Raw genomic sequence first — 25,692 nt, forward strand, 5'->3', positions numbered from 1 at the left:
TCAAAGGATAGGACGCTTGGTTGGGGATGCCAATGGATGGCTGGCTAGAATTGTCCGGCCCATTGTAAATATTAATTTATGGATACATACCCGTTCTGCATTCACTGTCCAATAACCTCTGATTTACACTCATGATAGACACAGAGAGGAGTGTATATCATGGGTTATGGTAAGAGATCAGAGGAATTGGCAGTTCAGCGTTATCAGCTGATAGCCCCCCTCTTGGCAGAGGGGCTCGATGCAGGGAAAGCAAAGGAGTTAAAAGATCAAATAACGAAGGCCAGCGGCCTATCGGAGAGGACCATCAGGAGATATTTGGCCCAATACCGAAAAGAGGGATTTGAGGGCTTAAAGCCACAAGCTAGGACAGGTACCCGGAATACAGAAGCCGTTCCCCATCATTTGTTGGAACAGGCGATCATCCTTCGCAAGGAAGTTCCTAGCCGGAGTGTATCGCAGATCATCCAGATTCTCGAATGGGAAGTTACATTAATAGATGTAGTAAAAAGAGGGTCAGTTCCGATAAGGAAGTGACCCTCTTTTTTTAATAAAATAAATAATTATTTTATTGATTTAATTAACGAGTGCAAATTTTGCTACGTTGTTTAATGGAATGGATTAGGTGAATGTAACGAACCAAATCAAGAATCTCCAATAAATATTTAAAGGTAAAAATACTCCAAACTAAATGAGAGGAACGAGTGTTTATGATGAATAAATACACGCACGTAAAGTGTTTAAAAGATGTTTTTATAGATGATGTAATCGTTTTTAAGAAGGATAAAATTTATAAAATAGTGGGGACGGATTTTCGCTCATTTGTTTATTATATCGAACCTGAATATTATGAAGGTGATTGGTTGCCTGAGGAATTTACTGTGACTCCCTTAGATACAAATTTTAAGTTTTTAGTTATCCATGAAAAAAAATAAGGGATTGCAGAAATCACATCTTCAATTCATTAAAATTGTGTAAGTTTAACAAAGTTAATACATTTTAATTTAATACATCCATTTTTTCTCCCTTCTCTACCCTATATGAGCGATAAGGAATAGGACAATCCGACGCTTACATATTTTGTGGTGAGGAGGCGGAGAAATGAAGAAAAAAAAATATACTTTGATATTAAAAGAGGTTTCTTCAGGTAAAACCGCAGATGAAGTTATTGAGGATCTGATTGAAAAAACAATAAAGGAAGTAAGAACAAAGTTTGAATTAAATCATTTTCTGAAAAATAACAACAAAAGAAACATTCCTCATAGCTGAGATGTGGGGACTTTTTATAGGAGTTGAAGGTAATTATGTCAAACGATTATATAACAGCAAGTTACACAAGGGTGTCAACTTTAAAAGCTTCGCAAAAGGATTCTCCTGAGCATCAAAGAATGTTATGTAAAGAAAAGGCAATGGTTGAAGGATTACAGCTGGATTATGAGTATGAGGATAGAAGTTCAGGAACTTCAATTATCAACCGAGATGATATACAAAATATGATTAAAGATGCCGAAAAGGGTTTTTTTAAAACAATAATATTCTCATCATTATCAAGGTTTTCAAGGGATACTTTAGATTCCTTGAGTTTAAAAAGAATTCTTGTTGATAAATTAAATGTTCGTTTAATTTCAATTGAAGAAGGATATGATTCGAAATTTGACAAAGATGAATTAAAATTTCAAATTCTTTCTGCTGTAAATCAAAAACTATCTGAGCAGATATCTATTTCAAGCAGGCGAGGGATTCGGCAATCTGCAAAAAAAGGGAATTTTACAGGTTCCCATGCACCATATGGGTATCGAAAGGAGAATAACGAAAAAATAAAAACTTTAAAGATAGTAGAAAAAGACGCTAACATTGTAAAACTAATCTTCGACCTTTACTGTAATAATAATATGGGGGAAAAAGCAATTACTATTTTTTTAAATGAAAAAGATATCCCTTCACCCAAAGGGGAAATATGGGGAGTTACAACCATCCAGAGGATTTTGCAAAACGAAGCTTATACTGGTCGGAATGTTTATAATAAATATGAGATAAAGAATGTCTACAATGATATAAATAATTTACAAGACCGTTCGAAAAAATTGGTACAAAGGGAAAAAGAAAAATGGGAAAGAAATGAGGGGAAAAATTGGGAGCCAATAGTTGATGATGAAGTTTTTAACAAAGCTCAAATATTGAGATTAAAACGAGGTGGAGGGAAACGTGGAGGAATTAGAAATAATAAAGTGAATCCATTTGCAGGTATTTTAAAATGTGCTCACTGTGGAAGTAATTTTGTTTCTATGAAATCAGGAAACAAAGGAAATGAATATAGATATCTCATTTGTTCTACCCGAAGAAGGAAAGGATCAAAGGGGTGTGAAAATAAAACCTGGCTTCCACTCACTGATTTCCGAAATGATGTTTTAAAGAACATCATACAAAAGTTATCTAAAGTCATTGATTCTAATAAAAGAAGTAATTCTTTAGAAATAATTGAAGAACCCAAATATAGTCATATTAATGAAAAAAAGAAAAAAGAAATCGAAAATAAAATTAACCAAACCCGCAAATTGTTGTTTGAGGCAAGAAGGGATTATAAATTAGGAGAGATTGACCAGGAACAATATGAATTTGACAAAAAAGAGTTTGAGAAAGAACTGGAAGAATGTAAATTTAAATTGGCAAACCTAACAAATAATGTTGATACACACATCAAACAAGAGGTATTTCAACTCGAAGTAAAGAAAGCATTGATTAATTTAACGAATATGGACTTCAAAGATACTGGAAAACTTCAAGAGGTTTTACGAGGCGTGATTTATGAAATATTAGTTGACAAAGATGGGAATTCAGAAGTTTTCTTCCCGGTCGGTTTTTTATCTGACTAGATTGATTTTATTTATTCAAAACACATTTCAAACGCCATGCAAAAGCTTGGTGTAAAGGGGCGTTCCCAAGCTGTTGTAGAGCTCCTGCGAATGGGAGAGCTAAAGCTATAATAACAAAACCGGCTTTCCTTCAGGAGGCCGGTTTTGGATTTCCGATATGCAGATGAGATATCCACACTTTAATTTCGAGGTAAGGGTTAATTTTGCCTCTGGGTAACCTCTGCTTCATACTCCAAGATTTCATTCAAGAAATGGTCTAATGTACGGAACATACGAACCTCCTTGGTTTCCTCTTTTCCAGTGGGCTGCTTAAGCCCACTCTATCAGATTTAACATCGCCTGGAATAAAAGGCGATGGAAAATCGCAAGAGAAGAGCCTAACCTTTTTCCGCCTGAATGCATCCAAATCACTTGGCAGATGTTCCTTATATTATGGATTGCATTGTGCCTTTTTTCTAGGAATGATGAATTGACAGGGCCTGCTTGAGTCTGGCAACGCCTTCTTCTATTTCTTCGTTGTTTAGATGCCCATACCCCAGAATAAGCTGGTTAAGATTTTTTCCTTTTTCAATGGCATGTTCCTGTACAGAATAGACCTTTACTCCAAATTGTTCAATTTTTCCAAGCATTTCTTCTGAAAACGGCATTTCCTCAAACTCAGCAATGAGGTGCAGGCCTGTGGAATGGCCCAGAATTTCAACCTTATTTGAAAAAGAACTTTCTAAACACTGGATAAGGATATCCCTTCTGCTTTTGTAAATTTTTTTCATTTTTGCGATATGTTTTTCTAGATAGCCTTCTTGTATAAAATAGGCAAGAACAAGCTGGTCTATTGAAGGCGTATGGAGATCTGAGAACCATTTTAGCCTGCGGCCTTCCTCAATCAGCTGTGACGGCAGGATTAAATAGCCCATCCTGAGTGCCGGTGACAAAATTTTGCTGAATGAACCAATATAGAGGACACGAGCAGGCTCTACTCCCTGCAATGAACTTACAGGGGGGCCATCATACCGGAACTCACTGTCATAGTCGTCCTCAATGATATAACAATTTCTTTTTCTTGAATAATGGATCAATTGAATTCTTCGCTGAATCGGAAGTGTGCCTCCCAGTGGAAACTGGTGGGAGGGAGTCACATAGACGAGCCTAGGGCTCAGCTCCAAAGGCAGCATCGAGGTCATCATCCCATCTTTATCAACCGGAATTGGGTAAAGCTGTGCGCCAGTTGATTCAAATATTGCTTGAATATCTTGAGTGATTGGATCCTCCATCATAACCGTTTCACCTGGTGATAATAGCAATTTAGAGACAAGTGCCATAGCCTGGGTGGCGCCGGATGTAATTACAATTTGATCAGGGTGGCATTCGACACCTCTCGTTTTCAGTAAATAGAGCGACAAAGCCCGCCTTAATTCCATGCGCCCTTCCGGAATATCATACCCGAACGTATAAGGCGGCGTATCATTCCAGATGGCAGAGGATAATCTGGCCCATATTTTTCGCGGGAATAAATCCAATGCAGGTATACCGGAACGAAAATCAATGATGTTATGGGCAGTATTGTTCTTTTCATCCTCGCCGGACAAACGGAACGGAGACGCGTTTCTATACTGTTCCAGAAAAGTTCCTGAAGCAACATAGGTCCCTGCACCCGTCCGCGAGTTAATGAAACCTTCGGCGGCAAGTTGATCATACGCTTCAATTACGATGTTCCGGGAAACTTTCAATTCAGCTGAAAGCTCTCGCGTAGAGGGGAGCTTATCACCGGATTTTAAATGGCCAGATAAGATTCTTTCGCGGATATGCTGATGAATCTGCCTGATTAACGGAATATCGAGTGATCGGTCAATGGGAATCCAAAGCATCGTTTTCATTTTCTCCTTTGTAAAAGTGGTACCATCAAAAAACATGATAAGTGGTACTAATCCAAACCATTTTATCATGATAAAGTGGACTAAAATATAATAAAAGAGGAGAGATACGATCTTGAAGAGCCCTGAAGTCCAAGTTGCTCAAGCCCTAAAGTCGATTGCGCGAAATCTGCATATTAAATCCTATATCCAGCAATCCGAGGAACTGTACCCTTTATTATTAAAGGCGGCCAACCGGTTTGTTGCCGGTGAAAAGAAAAAAGATGGAATCGAGATCGCAAATGAATTGATTTCCAGAGGATACTCGATCTCACTGGAATATATAGGAGAAAATACAGGCGAGAGTGAAGAATGCATTAAGGCTAAAGACGAATTTTTGCATCTGATTGAAGAAATGGGTTCAATGGCCATAAAGCAAACTGTATCACTGGATCTTTCCCATATTGGATTATTGGCAAGTCGAGAGAAAGCTTACAGCCATTTGCATCAAATAGCCCAAAAAGCAGCCCGGTATGGAATAACAGTTATGATCAGTATGGAAGAATCAGCTAAAACAGATGCCATTTTGAATCTTTACAAAAAAGCTTCGGAACAGTATCAAAATGTAGGGATAACAATTCAGGCACACTTAAATCGGTCTTTTGACGATCTTCAGGAACTCATTCACTATCCAGGAAAAATCCGGGTTGTCAAAGGAGCTTACCAGGAACCTTCCAGCATTGCAATGACAAGGTCAAAGGAATTAGATAATCGCTATCTGGAGTTTGTCGAACGGTTAACTGAAGCCGGGCACCCGGTATCCATAGCAACACATGATGAATACCTTATTCAGGAAATAGAGCGCCGCCAGATATTGGACCAATCGATTACGGAAATTGAAATGCTCTACGGAATACGACCGGATTTATCCAAGACCTTGAGATCAAAAGGGTACAATTGCAAAGTTTACTTAACTTATGGGCAAGAGTGGTATCTGTATTTATGCCATCGAATCGCTGAATATCCGGAGAACCTGTACATTGCGGTAAAAGATATGATTGAACCAAGCGATAAACACAAAAGCCTTTCCTACTATTAAAAAATTGTTGGATTAAGAGTTCAGCCGCACTTAGTTTGGATAGAGCGAATATGAAGGACTTAAAATGGGAGGCAGTAACAGCAATATCCTTTGATAACGGGGGAAAGCTCCAAAACGTAAGCAATGGATGTTTTATTGATCGCAACACATGCTCCATCGATTGATGAATAACGCCAGGGGGAGCGGCTCTTCCTGAGAGAGTGCTTTCCTAATAAAGAATTGCGAAAGCAAAAAGCCATTTGTATAAAAATAAAATTCTTCGAATAACTTCCATTCAGCAAGGAATGGATCAGAATTCCATCATTAAGGCCGGCCACCGTGACAGGGGCCGGTTAAGTTGTTTTTTAGAGTTGTTTTCATCAGCCAGGGTGGTCTATTATGAATTCTTCCTTGAAATTTGTGTGAAAAAAGTAGAAAATAAGGGCAATAGGGCGCTATATTGAAAAGCTTGATCCCTTCAAGGTTTTCTCAGATAAAATAGTGGATGCTGTCATCTAGGAGGTGTGGGTATGAATACAGAAGATGTCCAAAATGAAATGGATCTGGAAACAGTTGCAGGCATAGAAAAAGACTTGCGTTACATAGCGGGGCTCATTAAGCAAAAAGGCCGTGAACTCTTAAGCAATTATACTATTACACCGCCTCAATTCGTTGCTTTGCAATGGTTGTTTGAAGATGGGGATATGACGATCGGGGAATTGTCGAACAAAATGTTCCTTGCGTGCAGCACGACGACGGACCTTGTAGACAGGATGGAGAAAAACGAACTTGTTGTAAGGGTGAAGGATCCGAGTGATAGGAGGGTTGTCAGGATCCATCTGCTCGAAGAAGGAGAAAGGATCATCGATGAGGTAATCAAGAAACGCCAGCTTTACCTTATGGAAATCCTCAGGGACTTTTCGGGGAATGAAATTTTATCCCTGAAAAGCAATTTATCGAAATTACATCATGAAATGCGTAGAGAATGAGGCGAATTTTTTTGAACAAACCAATCGGCATCATTGATTCAGGAGTTGGCGGATTGACTGTCGCAAAAGAAGTGATGCGCCAGCTGCCATATGAGGAAATTATTTATCTGGGCGATACAGCAAGATGCCCTTATGGACCGAGACCGGTTGAAGAAGTGAAGAAGTTCACCTGGGAAATGACCCGGTTCCTGCTGGGGAAAAATATTAAAATGCTAGTGATTGCCTGCAATACGGCAACGGCTGTCGTCCTCGAAGAAATCAGGGAAAAGCTATCCATACCTGTTCTGGGGGTTATCAATCCTGGGGCAAGGACAGCGATCAAGGTGACCGACAATTATAGAATCGGAATCATCGGAACTATAGGCACCGTAAAAAGCCGGGCATACGAGCATGCGCTGAAAGCAATCAATCGCAGCGCCTTCGTGGAAAGCCTGGCATGTCCCAAATTCGTTCCGCTTGTCGAGAGCGGTGAATATGATGGTCCGGTTGCCAAAAAAGTCGTCACAGAAACATTGGAGCCCTTGATTGGGAAAGGGCTGGATACATTGATATTAGGATGCACTCACTATCCCTTGCTGGAACCGCTGATCAAGGATGTCATGGGCGAGGGCATTCAAGTGATCAGCTCAGGTGAGGAAACTGCAAGGGAAGTCAGCACAATCCTCGACCATAATGATATGTTCGCGGATAGAGATGAGCTGCCGGTGCATTCATTTTACACGACCGGATCCAGGACGATTTTCTCGAACATCGCCTCCCAATGGCTAGAACGCCCGATTGATCAAGTGGAAAAAATCAAATTAGGCTGAGGAGGCTGTCCCAAACGCATAACTTTTGGGACAGCCTTTTTACTTTTTCTTGTTAGACAACCTGTTGTTTTGCGCTCCAGGCCCTTCGACGGATAGGAAGTCCTAGTGCCAACTTTGCCCGAGGACGCGGCGGTTTTAGTCGGCCAGCGCTTGTCGGGGCTGGCCAATGGGCTTCCGCTTTTCTTTCTCCTCGTCGTCCTGCTCCTGCGGGGTCTCCCCTGCCCTGTACTCCCGCAGGACACTGAATGGGCTTCCTCAAGTTTGCCCACGTTCGACGGAATTGGGTTAGCATTTTCGAGGAGTCTCCGTGCAACCCACTCTAATGCTAACGCTGGAGAAAGTCTTTACGAATTTTGGCTCGTTCTCACTAAATTAGAAGACAAAAGTGCTAGATAACCGGGAAACCGCCAAAATTCCTGCTATATAATCCGTGGTTCCTTAATCCTCCGGTTGCTGCGCAGTCCGAGGGAAGGCAGGCCCAGATCCTTCGCTCCATGCTTTAAGCTCCCTGAGAAATCTGTCATGAGTAAGGGACTGGAAAAGCAGGAAAACGAGTTTGCTGAGGTACCGATCGGATGGTTTGCCTCTCCCCTGATTGGAAGGATATCAACAAGGTTAAATGCTCCAGGCACGCAAAAAGCTTTCTGTCACTTTCGGCATTCAAACGCATAGACTTAGGCGATAGTAGCAATCATCACATTAAAATCTTTTTCCAAAGACGGTCTAAAATATCCTGAGGCTCGTATACATGATAGTACAAACTGTCTTTGGAGGGATTTACATGCCAAAAAATAAAAAAGCGGCCATTGTGATTGCAGCGACGGTGGCCAGCTCTGTTTTCCTGTCAGGCTGCGGTTTGTTCGGAGGAGAGGAAAAAAAGAAGATTGACCCGCCCCAGGATGTGACATTGACGGAAGATGGCGAAGCTGTAAAGGATAATGATGCGGCCGAAACAAAGCAGGATGGAAAAGAAGCCGTGGAGACGACTGTCCAGACAGAGCTATATTTAATCGACAAAAATGGCTATGTCGTATCACAATCGATGAATCTTCCAAAAACTGAGAGCGTGGCCAAGCAGGCACTTGAATACCTGGTCGCAAACGGACCAGTGGAAGAAATGCTTCCAAATGGTTTCCGGGCAGTCCTCCCAGCCGATACCCAAATGACGGTGAACATAGAGGGTGGAACAGCCACCGTCGATTTCTCGAAGGAGTTTGCCACTTACAAGAAAGAAGATGAGAAAAGGATTCTCCAGGCTATTACCTGGACGCTGACTCAGTTCGATTCGGTCAAAAAGGTCAAGCTGCAGATGAATGGAGAGCCGCTTGAAGAGATGCCAGTCAATGGTACGCCGATTGGGGAAGAATTAAGCAGGGATGACGGCATCAACTTCGATCACTCTGATGTTGTCGATATAACGAACACTAAGGCGGTGACCGTCTACTACCTTGGCGGTGAAGAAGGTTCGTATTATTATGTTCCGGTTACCCGTCGCGTCAGCAATAAAATCAGGAATAACGCAGCTGCTATCGTCAATGAGCTTATAGAGGGGCCTGCATATGCTTCGAACCTGTTGAGCGACTTCCAGGCTGATGTCAAGCTGCTTGATGATCCCAAGCTTGAGGGCGGGAAATTGACTCTTAATTTCAACGAATCGATTTACGGAAGCTTTGAAGAAAAGATGGTATCCGAACATGCCCTTAATTCCCTTGTCTTGTCACTGACAGAACAGGAGGGGATCGAAAGTGTGGCCTTGATGGTCAAGGGAGAGGCGAATGTTTTGACTGAAAAAGGCGAAAAGCTTTCAGAGCCAGTAACTAGACCAGAAAAAGTAAACACCGTTAGTTTTTAATGCGAGGATTTTGGTATACTAGTAAAGACGAAATGAAGGGGCAGTCACTATGCTGCCTCTTCTTTCTTTCCATCCTGATTTACAACGGCATTTGGATAAGAAAATCTGTGAAGAAACCCAAGGAGGTCAACAAAAATGCGATTTGATGGCAGAGAACCTTTACAGTTGAGGCCAATACATATTGAAACAGACTATTTAAAGCATCCTGAAGGCTCCGTCCTGATTTCTGTTGGAGATACAAAGGTGATTTGCACTGCAAGCATTGAAGACAGGGTTCCCCCTTTTATGCGAGGGGAAGGAAAGGGCTGGATCACGGCAGAATATTCAATGCTGCCGAGGGCAACCGACCAGCGGAATATCAGAGAAGCCGCAAAAGGCAAGGTTTCCGGAAGGACGATGGAAATCCAGCGTTTGATTGGCAGGGCATTGAGGGCTGTGGTGAATCTTGAAGTGATCGGGGAAAGAACGGTCTGGATCGATTGCGATGTGATCCAGGCGGATGGGGGAACAAGGACCGCTTCTATCACAGGATCTTTCGTGGCAATGGCAATGGCACTTGACAAGCTTAATAGGGAGAAAAAACTTGCATCTTTTCCTGTTACCGATTTCCTGTCAGCCACAAGTGTCGGGATCCTGGAAGATGGCCAGGCTGTCGTTGATTTGAATTATGTGGAGGATTCTGCTGCGATGGTTGATATGAATGTTGTGATGACCGGAAATGGTGATTTTGTCGAGATTCAGGGTACAGGAGAAGAGGCGACCTTTTCATACATGCAGCTTCAGGACCTGCTGAAAGCTGCTCAGGAAGGGCTCAAGGAATTATTTGAACTACAAAAGGATGTACTCGGTGAAGAATTGGCAGGAAAGATTTCCAGAACAAAACAGGGATAGGAGAGACCGAGCAATGAACACAGTCATTATCGCAACAGGGAACAAGGGAAAAGCAAAGGAATTCGAAAAGCTGTTCCAGCCGCTTGGGATGACAGTAAAGACACTGCAGGATTTTCCAGAACTAGAAGAAGTTGAAGAGACAGGGACAACATTCGAAGAAAATGCTAGGCTGAAAGCAGAAACGATTGCAAAACAGCTAGGCGTCAGGGTGATCGCGGATGATTCAGGGCTTGAAATCGATGCGCTTGGAGGACGGCCTGGCATTTTTTCGGCAAGGTACGCTGGAATCGAAAAGAATGACGAAGCGAATATCGACAAGGTTTTGCAGGAACTTGAAAATGTACAGGAAAGTGAAAGGACTGCAAGGTTTTGCTGTGCTCTGGCGATGGCAGAGCCAGCCAGGGAAACAGTAATGGTGTTTGGGACGTGTGAAGGCAGGATTCTTCATGAGCGAAGAGGAACCAATGGCTTCGGTTATGACCCAATTTTTTATGTACCAGAAGAAGGAAAGACGATGGCAGAGTTGCCATCAGAACATAAAAACAAGATCAGCCACCGTGCCCGGGCGATAGCAAAGCTTGAAAAAATCCTGCGAAGACAGAGTGCTGCCAATGAGTAGGATTGTGGTTGTAAGTGACAGCCATGGGTCAACGGGTCTGCTGGAAGAACTAAAAATGCGCCACGGAAACAATGCCGACTTAATGCTCCATTGCGGTGATTCCGAACTTGCAGAAACGGATCCAGCGATGGATGGTTTCAGGTCGGTAAAGGGAAACTGCGACTTTTTGGGGGATTATCCGGAATATGATACGCATGTCATCGATGGGGTGAAGATTTTTGTCACTCACGGTCATCTCTATTCAGTTAAGTCGACGCTTATGAATTTGTATTATAAAGCAAAAGAACTTAATGCAAGCGTTGTTTGCTTTGGCCATTCACATGAACTCGGAGCTGAGCTGGTCGATGACATCCTTTTCATCAACCCTGGAAGCATCAGGCTGCCTCGGGGACGCCAGGAACGTACCTACGTTATACTCGAGCTGAATCAGGGAAAAGCAGCACTGAGGGTCCATGATATTGGACATGGAGAATTGAAGGAACTTAGGCAGGAGTTCATACTTCACAAAACTGTGTAAAACGGCTATAATGTTTTTTTGAGAGGAGTTTTTAGCTCCTCTCGTAAAAGCTGATTTAGATATTGACATTTAGTTATTTGCCTAATATAATAAATCATGTCTTTCAAAAATGGTTCCTGTCCCAGTAGCTCAGTTGGATAGAGCATACGCCTTCTAAGCGTACGGTCGGGAGTTCGAATCTCTCCTGGGACGCCACTTTTCACTACATACCTTAACTCACCTTTTGAGGGTGAGTTTTTTTTGAATAACTTGTTGATAACAAGCGATTTTCCTCCGATTTTTCCAAGAATATTTTTAATAGAAATTTGCCCTCCGCTTTTTATTATGCAGGATTTCCTAACTTTAACTGGATTTATTAAAAAATTTTATTTTTTAACAAATGTGAATATATCAACAATGTAAGCGGATTCAAGTTCATTAACTAGTCTAAATTATCAAATAATTTAGATAAAACCTGTTGACGCCAGCGACAAATGAGCGTAAGATAATCCTCAAATATAAAAACAAGTTGGCATCATCAACTAAAGAAAAAAACCTTAAATATTGCGGGATGCCGGGATGTATAGGGTGTATTTTTTTAATCTTTCATTTTATTAATTTAAAGCGTCTATTCATTAAAGGAGTGTTGATTGTGCCCGATCAATGGATTTACTTGAACGGTGAATTTGTCACCAAGGAAAATGCTAAAGTTTCCGTTTACGACCATGGATTTTTGTATGGGGACGGTATTTTTGAAGGAATTCGGGTATACAGCGGCAACATTTTCAGGATGGATGAACATATGGACCGGCTTTACCGCTCGGCGAAATCGATCATGCTGAACATACCATACTCTAAGGAGGAGTTCACAGATCTTGTAGTGGAAACCGTGCATCGGAATGACCTGGAAGATGCTTACATCAGGGTTGTAGTATCAAGAGGTATTGGGGATCTCGGGCTGGATCCATATAATTGCCCAAAAGCCAATGTCGTCATCATCGTCGAACCGCTATCCATCTTTCCGAAGGAACTTTATGAACGCGGGCTGGAAATCGTCACGGTCGCAACGAGAAGGAATAGGCCAGATGTCCTGAGCCCGAAAGTTAAATCGCTGAACTATTTGAATAATGTCCTAGTAAGGATTGAGGCTCATCTGGCGAATGTCAGTGAAGCACTTATGCTCAACGACCAGGGATATGTCGCTGAAGGATCCGCTGACAATGTTTTCATTGTCAGGGGCAACACTCTCCTTACCCCGCCAGGCTATATTGGCGCACTTGAAGGCATCACAAGGAATGCGGTGCTTGAAATCGGAAGGGAATTGGGCTACGAAGTGAAGGAGGAGCCATTTACCCGGCATGATGTCTACACTGCAGATGAAGTTTTCCTTACCGGGACTGCTGCGGAAGTCATTGCAGTTGTCAAAGTTGATGGAAGGGTCATTGGAAACGGAGTTCCTGGAAGCCATACCCAGAATATCCTCCGTGAATTCCGCGCAAGAGTAGTAGCAGAGGGAGTCAAGGTTTATCCGGGAAAGACCGCACATCAAGTAAGCTAATAAAATAACGGGAAAGCGAAGACAGGGACAAGTAATTTTTCGTTTGAAGCATGGACAGAGAGCCGGGAGAGCTGAGAACCGGTAATGCTGCGAAAGATGAACTCACCCTCGAGCGCAGGTTTGAAAGGGTCCGCCAAGTAAAACCGGCCGGGTGCCATTGCACTCGTTATCTAAAAGGCAGCAGCAGCTGCCGTGAGCGCACGCGTTAAGCGTGAAGAAGGGTGGTACCGTGGAATAGGTGTTAATAGCCTCTTTCATCCCTTTGCCTGGCAGAGCCAGGCATTTGGGGATGGAAGGGGCTTTTTATCATGAAGTTAAAAGGAGGATCATTCAATGTTGCAGGAAGCTGCCTTGGAGGAAACACAGTCACAGGCAAGCCTTAGTGGAGCGGATTTGTTGCTGAAAGCACTGGAGAGGGAAAACGTTGAGGTCATATTTGGCTATCCAGGAGGAGCGGTTCTCCCGATTTATGACAAATTATACGATTCGAAAATCCTGCATGTACTGCCCAGGCATGAACAGGGCGGAATCCATGCTGCTGAAGGGTACGCAAGGATCAGCGGGAAACCAGGAGTGGTTATTGCTACATCCGGTCCAGGGGCAACTAATATCATCACTGGCCTTGCGGACGCGATGATGGATTCATTGCCGCTCATCGTTTTCACTGGCCAGGTGGCAACGGGGGTCATAGGGACAGATGCCTTCCAGGAGGCAGACATCATTGGGATTACAACCCCAATCACCAAATACAACTACCAGGTACGTGATCCAAAAGACATCCCGCGGATTATCAAAGAAGCATTCTATATTGCCACAAGCGGGCGGCCGGGACCTGTTGTCATCGATTTTCCAAAGGATATGGCAGTCTCGCTGGCAGAGGAGCCTGAAGAACAAGAGGTTTCCCTTCCTGGGTATCAGCCAACCGTGGAGCCAAATTACCTTCAGGTAAGGAAACTTGCAGATGCGGTAAGCCGTGCGAAAAGGCCAGTCATCCTGGCTGGCGCAGGCGTCCTGCACGCAAAAGCTTCGGATCAACTGAAAGAATATGCTGAACAGCAAGGTCTTCCTGTCGTCCACACGCTTTTGGGGCTTGGAGGATTTCCTGCAGGTCACGAACTGTTCCTTGGGATGGCAGGCATGCATGGCTGTTATACGGCAAACATGGCACTATACCATTGCGACCTGCTGATCAACATTGGTGCCAGGTTCGATGACCGGCTTACAGGAAACCTTAAGCATTTCGCGCCAAAGGCAACAGTAGCCCATATCGATATAGACCCGGCGGAAATTGGCAAGAATGTTCCAACTCATATTCCAGTTGTCGGGGATGCTAGAGCAGCGCTGGAACAGCTGATCAGGCAGGATGGAAAGCCGCCGCAGCAGTCAGAATGGAAGGAGACGATCGCATCCTGGAAAGAACAATATCCCTATTATTATGAAGAGAACGGCATATTGAAGCCACAGCAGGTCATGGAGCTGCTGCATAAGAAAACAGGCGGAGAAGCAATCATTGTTACCGATGTCGGCCAGCATCAAATGTGGGCGGCGCAATATTACCCATTCCAGAAGGCTGACTGCTGGGTTACCTCCGGTGGCCTAGGGACGATGGGATTTGGCCTTCCGGCAAGCATTGGCGCCCAGTTCGCCAATCCGCAAGCAAATGTCATAGCGGTACTCGGCGACGGAGGGTTCCAGATGTCGACACAGGAACTGGCGGTCATTGCTGAATATCAGCTGCCGATAAAAATCGCGATCTTTAATAACAAATCTCTCGGAATGGTAAGGCAGTGGCAGGAAATTTTTTACGACGAACGGTATTCCCACAGCAAAATCCCAGTCCAGCCATCCTTCGTCAAGCTCGCTGACGCCTATGGCATAAAAGCTTATGAAATCAATTCCTTTGAGGAGGCAAATGAAATCCTCGAGCAAGTCATCAATGACAGAGAGCCTGTTCTATTCGACTTTAAGATCGATGGCGGCGAAAATGTCTATCCGATGATAGCGCCAGGAAAAGGAATCCATGAAATGGTGGGTGTGAAGAAATGAAAAGAATCATCACGCTGACAGTTTTGAACAGGCCAGGGGTGCTGAACAGGATCACGAATTTGTTCACTAAGCGAAACTATAACATCGAGAGCATCTCTGTCGGCCCGGCAGAACAGGAGGGCATCTCACGCATGACTTGTGTCATCCATGTCGAAGACGAGAGGATGGCCGAGCAAATCACAAAACAGCTTAACAAACAGATTGACGTCATTAAAGTGGCAGATATCAGCGACCAGGCGATTGTTGCAAGGGAACTTGCTCTCGTCAAAGTTCCGGTACTTCCGCACAACCGCTCGGAACTTTACTCGTTGATTGAACCGTTCCGGGCATCAGTGATCGATGTGAGCAAGGACAGCATCATTATCCAGCTGACAGGCGAGGCCGATAAAATCGAGGCGTTCATTGATTTGATCAAGCCATACGGAATCAGGGAACTGGCCCGGACAGGGACAACAGCCTTCCCGCGCGGGAACCAGCGTTCAAGCCAGCAGAAGATGACGTACTCGCTTGTCTAAGCGGATTTTTGAAGAAATGTACAAATAGCCAATCTTAAAAAACTAATCAGAAGAAGGGGAGAGGGAAAATGGCAAAGATGTATTATAACGGAGATGCAAATGAAGCATATTTCAACGGGAAGAAGGTGGCCGTAATCGGTTACGGTTCACAGGGGCATGCACATGCACAAAACCTTCGCGATAGTGGAGTCGATGTGGTCGTCGGTCTCAGGCAGGGAAAGTCATGGGAGAAAGCTGCCAAGGATGGGTTCGATGTCAAAACGGTAGCTGAGGCAGTTGCTGAATCCAATGCGGTTATGATCCTTTTGCCTGACGAACTTCAGCCAGCTGTTTATAAAAATGAAATCGAGCCGCAGCTGAATAATCAATCGCTCATGTTCGCGCATGGCTTCAATGTCCATTTCAAGCAAATTGTCCCACCGGAATCTTGTGATGTCCTGCTTGTTGCTCCAAAGGGGCCAGGACACCTGGTAAGGAGGACGTACCAGGAAGGCGCGGGAGTGCCAGCACTATTTGCGGTCCATCAGGATGTAACAGGGGAAGCCAGGGAACTCGCGCTTGCCTACGCCAGAGCAATCGGGGCGTTGCGTGCGGGAGCGTTGGAAACGTCATTCCAAGAGGAGACAGAAACCGACTTGTTCGGGGAACAGGCAGTCCTTTGCGGGGGGCTGACATCGCTCGTCAAAGCTGGGTTTGAAACTCTTGTTGAAGCAGGCTACCAGCCAGAACTGGCCTATTTCGAAACGATGCACGAGCTGAAGCTGATTGTCGACCTTATGTACGAAGGCGGACTTGAAGGAATGCGTTACTCTATCTCAGACACCGCCCAATGGGGAGATTTTGTCAGCGGCCCGAGAGTCGTGAATGAACAAGTGAAGGACGAAATGAAAAAGGTACTGGAAGATATCCAGGAGGGCAACTTCGCTAAAGGCTGGATATCCGAGAATGAAGCAGGCCGACCGGTGTTCAACGCGATCAATGAAAAAGAAAATCGCCATCAAATTGAGGTGGTAGGAAGGGAACTCAGGAAGATGATGCCTTTCGTCAATAAAGAAAAACAGAGAGAAGTGGCTACTAGTGCAAAAAATTAAAATTTTTGATACAACATTGCGGGATGGCGAACAGTCAGCCGGTGTCAACTTAAATCTTTCAGAGAAGCTTGAAATTGCCAGACAACTGGAACGGTTGAATGTCGACATTATCGAAGCGGGATTTCCAGCAGCTTCGAAAGGGGATTTTGCATCCGTCTCGGAAATTGCCCGTACGGTGACAGGCTGTTCGGTAACAGGCTTGGCGCGATCGGTAATGACGGATATTGATGCGGCATGGGAAGCGTTAAGGCATGGTGCAGAGCCCAGGCTCCATGTATTCATCGCCACCTCCCCGATCCACAGGGTGCATAAGCTGAAGCAAACAAAGGAAGAAGTCATCGAGACTGCAGTCAGGAGCGTGAAGTATGCGGCGGCGAAGTTTCCTGTCATTCAATGGTCAGCTGAGGATGCATGTCGGACAGAGCTTGATTTTCTGGCGGAAATCGTTGAGGAAGTAATCAAGGCCGGGGCACATGTGATCAACATCCCCGACACAGTCGGATACATTTCACCCCAGGAATACGGCAATATTTTCAGATACCTGCAGGATCATGTTCCTTCTATTAATAATATTGAATTGTCCACCCATTGCCATGATGATCTCGGGATGGCAATTGCGAACACACTTGCTGGCGTTTCCGCAGGGGCAACCCAAGTAGAAGGCACGATCAATGGAATCGGGGAACGGGCCGGGAATGCTGCACTTGAAGAATTCGCGGTAGCCCTCCATATCCGGAAAGATTTTTATCAGGCGGAAACGAGGATGAACCTCAAGGAAATCAGCCGAACGAGCAGTCTTGTCAGCAAATTGACGGGGATGGCTGTACCGGCTAATAAGGCTGTTGTCGGCAGGAATGCTTTTGCCCATGAATCCGGGATCCATCAGGATGGCGTTTTGAAGGAGAAAACGACCTATGAAATCATATCACCTGAACTCGTCGGTCTCCAGAATAATTCAATGGTACTCGGAAAGCACTCAGGCAGGCATGCATTCCGCAACCGCCTGATTGAAATGGGGCTTACGGTTCCGGAGCAGGAAATAAATCATTTATTCTCAGTTTTTAAAGAACTCGCAGACCGGAAAAAAGAAATGACGGACGAAGACCTGGCTGCAATCATCCTGGAAGAGAAACTTGCCAAAGAGAAGCAGTATTATCGGCTAGACTCCATCCAGGTGCAATACGGAACAAACCAGGTCCCTACTGCGACGGTCACGCTTTCAGGCTGTCAAAACGAGCAGATCCAGGAGGCGGCGACAGGTTCGGGGAGCATCGAAGCTTTATACAACACCCTTGAAAAATGCATGGATGAAAGGACGAACTTGCTTGACTATAGGATTCAATCAGTCGGTGCCGGTAGGGACGCTCTTGCCCAGGTGTATGTAAAGCTTAGGTTCGGCGATGTGGAAACGAGCGGCAGAGGGCTAGCGCAGGATGTACTTGAAGCATCGGCAAAAGCGTACTTGAATGCTGTGAACAGAGTTTTATATTTGGAGGAAAACAAAAAAGTGGCAGTAACTGGATAAAAAAATGAAAAATTGGAGGCGAGTGTAATGCATAAAAGGATCGCAGTCCTGCCAGGAGATGGCGTAGGCAAAGAAGTAACAAAGGGGGCAGTCAGCGTCCTACAGGCAGCGGGGGAGCTGTTTGGCCATAAGTTCCAGTTTACTTATGGTGAAATCGGCGGGAACGCGATCGATGAACATGGCACACCCCTTCCGCAGCAAACGATCGACCTGTGCAAATCAAGTGATGCTGTCCTTCTGGGAGCGGTCGGAGGACCAAAATGGGATCGGCTGCCAGGACATATCAGGCCTGAAAAAGGCCTATTGAAGATCAGGAAGGATCTTGGGCTGTATGCCAATATCCGCCCAGTCCATTACTACTCCAGCATTTCCGATATTTCACCATTGCGTAGGGAAGTGATCGAAGGTGCTGATATGGTGGTTGTCCGTGAACTCACAGGCGGCCTTTACTTCGGGAAACCAAGTGAGAGGACTGTAGAGAAAGGGGAAGCCTCCGCGGTCGATACATTATTTTACAAGAAGAAAGAAATGGAAAGAGTTCTGCGCTATGCCTTCAAATTGGCATCTGGACGAAGAGGCAAGGTAACTTCTGTCGACAAGGCCAATGTTCTTGAATCAAGCAGGATGTGGCGTGAGACTGCTGAAGAAATTGCTAAGGATTTTCCTGGTATCGAGCTTGACCATATGCTCGTGGATAACGCAGCTATGCAGTTAATCAAAAACCCTCGCCAGTTCGATGTTATGGTCACTGAGAACATGTTTGGCGACATCCTGAGCGATGAAGCTTCCGTACTGACAGGCTCGCTTGGAATGCTTCCTTCTGCAAGCATTTCGGCAAATGGACCATATCTTTATGAGCCAATTCATGGATCCGCGCCGGATATTGCCGGTCAGAATGCCGCAAATCCAATTGCGATGATCTTGTCGGTGGCGATGATGTTGAGGCTTTCATTCGGGCTAAAAGAGGAAGCTGATGCGGTTGAGCATGCTGTTTCCCAGGTGCTCGATTCGGGGAGCAGGACACGCGATATCGCGAGGGATGGAGCGGTGCCGCTGACAACTCAGGAGATGACTGATGAAATCAAGGCGGCTTTGCTGGATAATGAAGCAATCATGAATATCATGGGTGTATATGCATGACTTTTAAAAAAGAAGGAAAGGAGGCGTCCGGTATTGGGGAAAACAATGATTGATAAAATCTGGGAAAGGCATGTTGTCCACAAGGAAGAAGGAAAGCCAGACCTTATTTATATAGATTTGCATTTAGTCCATGAAGTAACTTCCCCTCAAGCTTTTTCAGGGCTCAGGATGAAAAATCGAGCTGTCAGGAGACCGGATTTGACATTCGCCACAATGGACCACAATGTTCCCACGGTGGACCGGACCCGGATTCTTGACCCTGTCGCAAAGAACCAAATGGATACATTGCGCAAGAATTGCCAGGAATACGGGATCCAGCTTGCGGATTTGAATAGCCCTGATCAAGGAATCGTACACGTGATCGGCCCTGAACTCGGGTTGACGAAACCGGGAATGACTATTGTCTGCGGTGACAGCCATACATCGACACATGGTGCTTTTGGTTCGCTTGCTTTTGGAATTGGAACAAGCGAAGTCGAGCATGTTCTTGCTACACAAACATTGTGGCAGACAAAGCCAAGGACGATGAAGGTCGAAGTAAGCGGCAGGCTCGGGCAAGGCGTTAGCGCCAAAGATGTTATCCTGTATATTTTGAGCAGGTATGGAGTGGACTTTGGAACTGGATATGTAATCGAATTTTGCGGAGAGGCCATCAGGCGCATGTCGATGGAGGAGAGAATGACGATCTGCAATATGTCGATCGAAGGCGGCGCGAAAGCATCTGTCGTAGCGCCTGATGAAAAGACATTTGCTTATTTAAGGGGAAGGAAGTATGTTCCAGAGGGTGCCGCGTTTGATTCCCTTACCAGGGAATGGGCTCAGCTTGCTTCGGATCCTGACGCTTTCTATGATGCGGAAATCGAGATTGATGGCGGTGAAGTTGAACCAATGGTTAGCTGGGGCACAAATCCCTCGATGACTGCGCCTGCCTCAGGCAGAGTTCCTTTTTTGCACGAATGCCATAGTGAGGCAGAGAAAAATTCAGTCTGCCGTGCCCTTGAATATATGGGGCTAGAAGAAGGGCAGGCGATCACGGACATCCAGGTGACCAAGGTATTTATTGGTTCGTGTACTAACTCAAGGCTGGAGGATTTACGGGCCGCAGCAGAGATCGTACATGGGAAAAGAACTGCCCCTGGTGTGCAGGCAATCGTTGTGCCAGGGTCGCAGAATGTCAAACTGCTCGCTGAAGCAGAGGGACTTGACAGGATTTTCATCGAGGCGGGGTTTGAATGGAGAGAATCGGGGTGCAGCATGTGTCTGAGCATGAACGCCGATGTCGTGCTTCCGCAGGAACATTGCGCCTCGACTTCAAATCGGAACTTCGAAGGCAGGCAGGGTGCAGGAGCGCGTACCCACCTTGTCAGCCCGGCAATGGCTGCCGCGGCTGCAATCCATGGCCGCTTTGTAGATGTCAGAACACTCGCTGGCGCTGCAGTCTAGCAGGAAGGAGCGTTTCATGAGCTTTAGAAAATTCACCGGGAAAGCGATCGGCATGGACCGGTCAAACGTCGATACAGATCAGATTATCCCTAAACAATTCCTGAAAAGGATAGAAAAGACAGGATTTGGACAATTCTTATTTTACGATTGGCGATTCCGTCCAGACGGCCAGCCTGACGAAAAGTTCGAACTCAATCTGCCAGGGAATGAAAATGCTTCGATTTTGATAGCAAAGCACAACTTTGGCTGCGGTTCTTCAAGGGAGCATGCGCCATGGGCATTGCAGGACTACGGATTTAAAGTTATCATTGCCCCGTCGTTTGCTGATATCTTCCGGCAGAACTGCCTGAAGAATGGAGTGCTTCCGATTGTTTTGAGTGAGGAAAAAGTGGACTATTTATTGGAACAGACGAAAACCCAGCCTTATGAAATGACCGTCTCATTGGAACAAAAGTCAGTCAAGGATGAAAGGGGATTTGAATCAAGCTTTGAAATTCACCCCTACTGGTATAACATGCTGCTGAATGGCTGGGATGAAATCGAATTGACGCTCCAATTGGAGCAGCAGATTGAAAATTTCGAGAAAGAACATTGTCTTGCTTAGAAAAAAACTTAAGGATTGCTGGATTCACAGGCGCTGCCTGTGAATCTTTTTGTTTTTTTCCTGATTCATGCTAAACTAACCTCAATAAAAAATGAGAATAAGGCGGTATGTTTATGAATAAACGGGACGCTAAAAATGATAATGTCATCCTGTTCCCGGGACTTGAAAAACGTCTGTTGGAAAAGGGCCTTGATTATTTGAAGCAAAGGAAGTACAGGGATGCAATCCAATATTTAGAGCAGGCCCTTGAACATAACCCGGATAATAGTGATATCTACGTTGGACTTGTCCTTGCAAACTATGAATCAGGTAATGCAGAGCAGGCGAAAGAGGTTGCTGTTGAAATGCTCCAGGGCGGATTAGGTGATTACATCCAGGTCATTGACCTCTATTTAATGATTCTTGTCCAAATGAATCAATATGATGAGGTAGTTTCCACGATTGAAGCGCTCCTTGAGGAACGGGAGGTTCCGGCGGATAAGCTTGAGCATTTCACCAGGATGCTTGAATTCGGAAAGAAGATGCAGAATGGGTCGGGGGGTAAGGAAGCTTCCCTGTCACTTGAGAAAGAGTCGGAAGAGCTTGGGTTCAGTTTATTCGATTATGAAGATCCAAAGGAACAGGTGATGGTCGCTGCCAGGCTGGCAAAAGAAAATATTCGTCCATATATAGAAGAAATAAGGAAGTACGTTGCTTCTGAAGAAGGTCATCCTTTTCAAAAAACCATGTTGTTGAATATATTAAGAGAACAAGAATATGCAGAAGAATTGGATGTTCGCAAATTTGGCTGGAAAAGTTCATTCATCCCCGCGAAGCTCCCTGACATAAAGGATTATATCGCGATGAATGAAGTCACAAAGCTGTTAAGCGATCAAATTGAAAATGATGATCCTGTCTTGTATGAAAATATTCTCAGCCTGATTGAAAGGAATTTCTTCCTCGTCTATCCTTTTATGTTGCCGGAAAAACAAGCTGAAGCGTGGGCTTCAGCCTATCATTTCATTGCCAATGAATATTATGGCTTTGAGGACCAGTTGGAATCATTCGCCGAGATTTACAATTGCAGCGTGGAAGTAGCGGAGGAGGCCCTATCTTTTATCAGAATGCTAGAAGAAATTTCTTACCCGATAATATAATCATGGCTGTTGAAACAGAAGAAACCTGTGTTATAATGTAGTGGTTGTATTATGTAAAAATCATTCTATTTTACATTTAAATCTGGAATATTGCTTGGATGACAAGAGATATTCATCGTCGAATGAAAATGATAATAGATTGTTGGAGGGAAATAGTATGTCTGCAAAAGTGGAAAAAGTAGAGAGGAACCAAGCGGTTCTGACAATTGAAGTTGAAGCGGAAAAAGTCGGCCAGGGGCTTGACGCTGCATTCAAAAAAGTCGTTAAGCAAATTAATGTGCCGGGATTCCGCAAAGGAAAAATGCCGCGCCAAATGTTCGAGAAGCGCTTTGGCGTAGAATCATTGTATCAGGATGCCATCGATATCCTTCTTCCGGAAGCATATGCGAATGCCATCGCTGAAACAGGAATCGAGCCTGTTGACCGCCCTGAAATCGATGTAGAGCAAATTGAAAAAGGCAAAAGCCTCATCTTCAAGGCGACAGTAACAGTGAAGCCTGAAGTGAAGCTTGGCGAATATAAAGGAATTGAAGTAGAAGCATTTGATACAAATGTAACAGATGAAGAAGTTGAAAATGAATTGAAACAGATGCAGGAACGACAGGCAGAACTGGTTGTCAAAGAAGAGGGAACAGCTTCTGAAGGCGATACTGTCGTTATCGATTTCGAAGGTTTCGTCGATGGAGAAGCATTCGAAGGCGGCAAAGCGGAAAACTACTCTCTTGAGCTCGGAACAGGTTCTTTCATCCCTGGTTTTGAAGACCAGCTGGTTGGAACTGGCACCGGCGAAGAAAAAGACGTAGAAGTAACTTTCCCGGAAGAATACCATGCTGCTGACCTAGCAGGGAAGCCCGCGGTATTCAAAGTGAAGGTACATGAAATCAAAGGGAAAGAGCTTCCTCAACTGGATGATGAGTTCGCGAAAGATGCAGATGAAGAAGTTGAGACTCTCGAAGAACTGAAAACAAAGATCAAGGATCGCCTGGCTCACGACAAGGAGCATCAGAAAGAACACCACGTACGTGATACTGTAGTCGAAAAGGCAGCCGAAAATGCTGAAATCGAAATTCCTGATGCGATGGTTGAGACTGAGATCGACCGCATGGTGAATGAATTCGAACAGCGCCTTCAGATGCAAGGCATGAACCTTGAGCTTTATTATCAGTTCTCAGGGCAAGATGAAGGAGCCCTTCGCGGACAGATGAAGGAAGATGCAGCTTCCCGTGTACGCGCGAACCTGACGCTTGAGGCAATCGCAAAAGCTGAGAACATTGAAGTTACAGATGAAGAAGTCAATGCTGAACTTGAAAAGATGGCTGAAATGTACAATATGACTGTTGATAACATCAAAGCAGCACTTGGCAGCATTGAAGGCTTGAAGGGCGATCTTCAATTGAAAAAAGCAGTTGATTTCCTTGTAGAAAACAGCAAAACTGTTGCATAATAGAATCAGGACAAATAGGAAACAAGGCGCGAGTTGCTCGTGCCTTGTTTTCTACAATAAAAATGGTTATTTTAACGGTTTTGTGGCATATACATACATAAAATTTTCAGTAATTTCCATTCTGCCGACTTAACAGGCATGTTTCTGGATAAGATGTTTTAGTACATATTTTTTGGAAGGATTCATAAGCGCGAAAGTTGTCCATATCGAGTGTTATCATTTCCTGTATGCTGGGAATATATGATACAATGCAATACATAACTGCTGGCACTCCAGCAGAAAAACCGTTAAGTAACATTTCGTTTGCTTATGAATCGCAGCTTTATATATTGTTTAGAAGTATTCAAGGGGTGAAGGCATTGTTCAAATTTAATGATGAAAAAGGACAGCTTAAGTGTTCTTTCTGCGGCAAGACCCAGGAACAAGTCCGCAAGCTGGTTGCGGGGCCTGGCGTCTATATTTGTGACGAGTGTATCGAGTTATGCACTGAAATCGTGGAAGAAGAGCTGGGCACAGAGGAAGAAGTTGAATTCAAAGATGTACCAAAGCCAAAGGAAATCCGCGATATTCTGGATGAGTATGTAATCGGGCAGGACCAGGCAAAGAAGAACCTGTCTGTTGCTGTTTACAACCATTATAAACGGATCAATTCGAATAGCAAGATTGATGAGGTCGAGCTTTCAAAAAGCAATATTGCGATGATTGGACCGACTGGGAGCGGAAAAACATTGCTTGCCCAAACCCTGGCTCGCATCTTGAATGTTCCGTTCGCGATTGCTGACGCTACCTCCCTTACAGAAGCAGGCTATGTTGGGGAAGATGTTGAGAACATCTTATTGAAGCTGATCCAGTCAGCTGATTACGATGTGGAAAAAGCTGAAAAAGGGATCATCTATATCGACGAAATCGATAAAATCGCCAGGAAATCAGAGAATCCTTCGATAACAAGGGATGTATCTGGTGAAGGCGTTCAGCAAGCCTTGCTTAAAATCCTTGAAGGCACAGTCGCCAGTGTGCCGCCACAAGGAGGAAGGAAACATCCGCATCAGGAATTCATCCAGATTGATACGACGAATATCCTGTTCATTTGCGGCGGAGCATTCGATGGCATCGAGTCCATCATCAAACGCCGCCTGGGACAAAAAGTGATCGGCTTCGGTGCCGATACGAAACAGGAAGAGCTGGACAAGAAAGAACTCCTATCAAAGGTACTTCCAGAAGACTTGTTGAAATTCGGATTGATTCCAGAATTCATCGGCCGTCTGCCAGTCATCGCCAGCCTGACTCCTCTTGATGAAGACGCTCTTGTTGAAATCCTGACGAAGCCAAAAAATGCATTGGTGAAGCAATATCAAAAGATGCTTGAGCTGGATAATGTGGAGCTTGAGTTCGAGGATGATGCCCTGATTGAAATCGCAAAAAGGGCAATCGAAAGGAAGACCGGTGCGCGTGGCCTTCGTTCAATCATCGAAAGCGTCATGCTCGATGTCATGTTTGATTTGCCATCTCGTGACGACATTGTCAAGTGCATCATCACAAAAGAAACAATCGAGAAAAATGTGGCTCCAAAGCTTATCCTTGAAGACGGAACTGTCATCGAGGATGAAAGGGACTCTGCATAATAGTCATGATTCGAAAACCCGATGATCTGTCATCGGGTTTTTTGTTGTGAAAATCAGAAGTTTAACTGGAACATCGAACAATTTTTAGCTTAAAGTACCATCGATTCGGGGTTA

At 44.6% G+C, this 25,692-nt stretch carries 22 protein-coding genes, 1 tRNA gene and 2 pseudogenes; 24 read left to right on the forward strand and 1 reads right to left on the reverse strand.

Annotated features, from left to right (window positions below; genetic code table 11):
• Positions 1–159: 159 nt before the first annotated feature.
• From JJQ88_RS14160 to gerE, 5 genes and pseudogenes are all read left to right on the forward strand, one after another.
• Positions 160–483, forward strand: a pseudogene (locus JJQ88_RS14160) (helix-turn-helix domain-containing protein); the annotation flags it as partial.
• A 227-nt stretch (positions 484–710) separates the two neighbouring features.
• Positions 711–932, forward strand: a complete 222-nt coding sequence (locus JJQ88_RS14165; RefSeq protein WP_210366702.1) for a hypothetical protein — start codon at positions 711–713, stop codon at positions 930–932.
• Positions 933–1,098: 166 nt separating this feature from the next.
• Positions 1,099–1,266 carry a hypothetical protein gene (locus tag JJQ88_RS14170; RefSeq protein WP_210366703.1) on the forward strand — a complete coding sequence of 56 codons (168 nt, stop codon included), beginning with the start codon at positions 1,099–1,101 and terminating at the stop codon, positions 1,264–1,266.
• A 35-nt stretch (positions 1,267–1,301) separates the two neighbouring features.
• Positions 1,302–2,870, forward strand: a complete 1,569-nt coding sequence (locus tag JJQ88_RS14175) for a recombinase family protein (protein ID WP_210366704.1) — start codon at positions 1,302–1,304, stop codon at positions 2,868–2,870.
• Positions 2,871–2,891: 21 nt separating this feature from the next.
• Positions 2,892–2,981, forward strand: a pseudogene (gene gerE, locus JJQ88_RS14180) (spore germination transcription factor GerE); the annotation flags it as partial.
• A 344-nt stretch (positions 2,982–3,325) separates the two neighbouring features.
• Here gerE and pdxR read toward each other — a convergent pair.
• Positions 3,326–4,735 (reverse strand): MocR-like pyridoxine biosynthesis transcription factor PdxR, encoded by a 1,410-nt coding sequence (gene pdxR / locus JJQ88_RS14185; protein WP_210366789.1) that lies wholly within the window; start codon positions 4,733–4,735, stop codon positions 3,326–3,328.
• A gap of 121 nt (positions 4,736–4,856) precedes the next feature.
• Here pdxR and JJQ88_RS14190 point away from each other — a divergent pair, with 121 nt between their 5' ends.
• From JJQ88_RS14190 to clpX, 19 genes are all read left to right on the forward strand, one after another.
• Positions 4,857–5,819, forward strand: a complete 963-nt coding sequence (locus JJQ88_RS14190; RefSeq protein ID WP_210366705.1) for a proline dehydrogenase family protein — start codon at positions 4,857–4,859, stop codon at positions 5,817–5,819.
• Between the two features lie 509 nt (positions 5,820–6,328).
• The gene (locus JJQ88_RS14195; protein ID WP_210366706.1) at positions 6,329–6,787 is read left to right on the forward strand and encodes a MarR family winged helix-turn-helix transcriptional regulator; all 459 of its coding nucleotides are present in this window, start codon (positions 6,329–6,331) and stop codon (positions 6,785–6,787) included.
• 11 nt (positions 6,788–6,798) lie between these two features.
• The gene (gene racE, locus JJQ88_RS14200) at positions 6,799–7,596 is read left to right on the forward strand and encodes a glutamate racemase (protein ID WP_282597706.1); all 798 of its coding nucleotides are present in this window, start codon (positions 6,799–6,801) and stop codon (positions 7,594–7,596) included.
• 781 nt (positions 7,597–8,377) lie between these two features.
• On the forward strand, positions 8,378–9,448 hold the full coding sequence (locus JJQ88_RS14205) for a GerMN domain-containing protein (RefSeq protein WP_210366707.1): 1,071 nt from the start codon (positions 8,378–8,380) through the stop codon (positions 9,446–9,448).
• A gap of 135 nt (positions 9,449–9,583) precedes the next feature.
• Positions 9,584–10,339, forward strand: coding sequence for a ribonuclease PH (rph, locus tag JJQ88_RS14210; RefSeq protein ID WP_210366708.1), 756 nt, complete (start codon positions 9,584–9,586; stop codon positions 10,337–10,339).
• A gap of 13 nt (positions 10,340–10,352) precedes the next feature.
• The gene (locus JJQ88_RS14215; protein WP_210366709.1) at positions 10,353–10,958 is read left to right on the forward strand and encodes an XTP/dITP diphosphatase; all 606 of its coding nucleotides are present in this window, start codon (positions 10,353–10,355) and stop codon (positions 10,956–10,958) included.
• Positions 10,951–11,475 carry a metallophosphoesterase gene (locus tag JJQ88_RS14220; RefSeq protein WP_210366710.1) on the forward strand — a complete coding sequence of 175 codons (525 nt, stop codon included), beginning with the start codon at positions 10,951–10,953 and terminating at the stop codon, positions 11,473–11,475. Before JJQ88_RS14215 ends, JJQ88_RS14220 begins: the two co-directional genes overlap by 8 nt.
• Before the next feature lie 118 nt (positions 11,476–11,593).
• Positions 11,594–11,670, forward strand: a tRNA-Arg gene (locus tag JJQ88_RS14225).
• A 436-nt stretch (positions 11,671–12,106) separates the two neighbouring features.
• Positions 12,107–13,012 (forward strand): branched-chain-amino-acid transaminase, encoded by a 906-nt coding sequence (gene ilvE / locus JJQ88_RS14230; RefSeq protein WP_210366711.1) that lies wholly within the window; start codon positions 12,107–12,109, stop codon positions 13,010–13,012.
• Positions 13,013–13,345: 333 nt separating this feature from the next.
• Complete coding sequence (gene ilvB / locus JJQ88_RS14235) at positions 13,346–15,058, forward strand: acetolactate synthase large subunit (RefSeq protein ID WP_210366712.1); 1,713 nt, start codon at positions 13,346–13,348, stop codon at positions 15,056–15,058.
• Complete coding sequence (gene ilvN / locus JJQ88_RS14240; RefSeq protein ID WP_210366713.1) at positions 15,055–15,573, forward strand: acetolactate synthase small subunit; 519 nt, start codon at positions 15,055–15,057, stop codon at positions 15,571–15,573. The genes ilvB and ilvN overlap by 4 nt, the downstream gene beginning before the upstream one ends.
• Before the next feature lie 68 nt (positions 15,574–15,641).
• Positions 15,642–16,664 (forward strand): ketol-acid reductoisomerase, encoded by a 1,023-nt coding sequence (gene ilvC, locus JJQ88_RS14245; RefSeq protein WP_210366714.1) that lies wholly within the window; start codon positions 15,642–15,644, stop codon positions 16,662–16,664.
• Positions 16,651–18,189, forward strand: a complete 1,539-nt coding sequence (locus JJQ88_RS14250; RefSeq protein WP_210366715.1) for a 2-isopropylmalate synthase — start codon at positions 16,651–16,653, stop codon at positions 18,187–18,189. Before ilvC ends, JJQ88_RS14250 begins: the two co-directional genes overlap by 14 nt.
• Before the next feature lie 27 nt (positions 18,190–18,216).
• Positions 18,217–19,329 (forward strand): 3-isopropylmalate dehydrogenase, encoded by a 1,113-nt coding sequence (gene leuB / locus JJQ88_RS14255; protein ID WP_210366716.1) that lies wholly within the window; start codon positions 18,217–18,219, stop codon positions 19,327–19,329.
• A 45-nt stretch (positions 19,330–19,374) separates the two neighbouring features.
• Positions 19,375–20,772: a 3-isopropylmalate dehydratase large subunit gene (gene leuC / locus JJQ88_RS14260; protein WP_210366791.1), complete on the forward strand. Its 1,398-nt coding sequence runs from the start codon at positions 19,375–19,377 to the stop codon at positions 20,770–20,772.
• A gap of 16 nt (positions 20,773–20,788) precedes the next feature.
• Entirely contained in the window at positions 20,789–21,376 is a 588-nt protein-coding gene (gene leuD, locus JJQ88_RS14265) for a 3-isopropylmalate dehydratase small subunit (RefSeq protein WP_210366717.1), read from the forward strand.
• 113 nt (positions 21,377–21,489) lie between these two features.
• Positions 21,490–22,512 carry a tetratricopeptide repeat protein gene (locus JJQ88_RS14270; RefSeq protein WP_210366718.1) on the forward strand — a complete coding sequence of 341 codons (1,023 nt, stop codon included), beginning with the start codon at positions 21,490–21,492 and terminating at the stop codon, positions 22,510–22,512.
• Positions 22,513–22,669: 157 nt separating this feature from the next.
• Positions 22,670–23,956, forward strand: coding sequence for a trigger factor (gene tig / locus JJQ88_RS14275; protein WP_210366719.1), 1,287 nt, complete (start codon positions 22,670–22,672; stop codon positions 23,954–23,956).
• 359 nt (positions 23,957–24,315) lie between these two features.
• A complete protein-coding gene (clpX, locus tag JJQ88_RS14280) occupies positions 24,316–25,578 on the forward strand; it encodes an ATP-dependent protease ATP-binding subunit ClpX (protein ID WP_210366720.1) in 1,263 nt (420 codons plus the stop codon).
• Positions 25,579–25,692: the final 114 nt, after the last annotated feature.

Source organism: Bacillus sp. REN3, from assembly GCF_017912555.1.
GTDB lineage: Bacteria > Bacillota > Bacilli > Bacillales > Cytobacillaceae > Mesobacillus.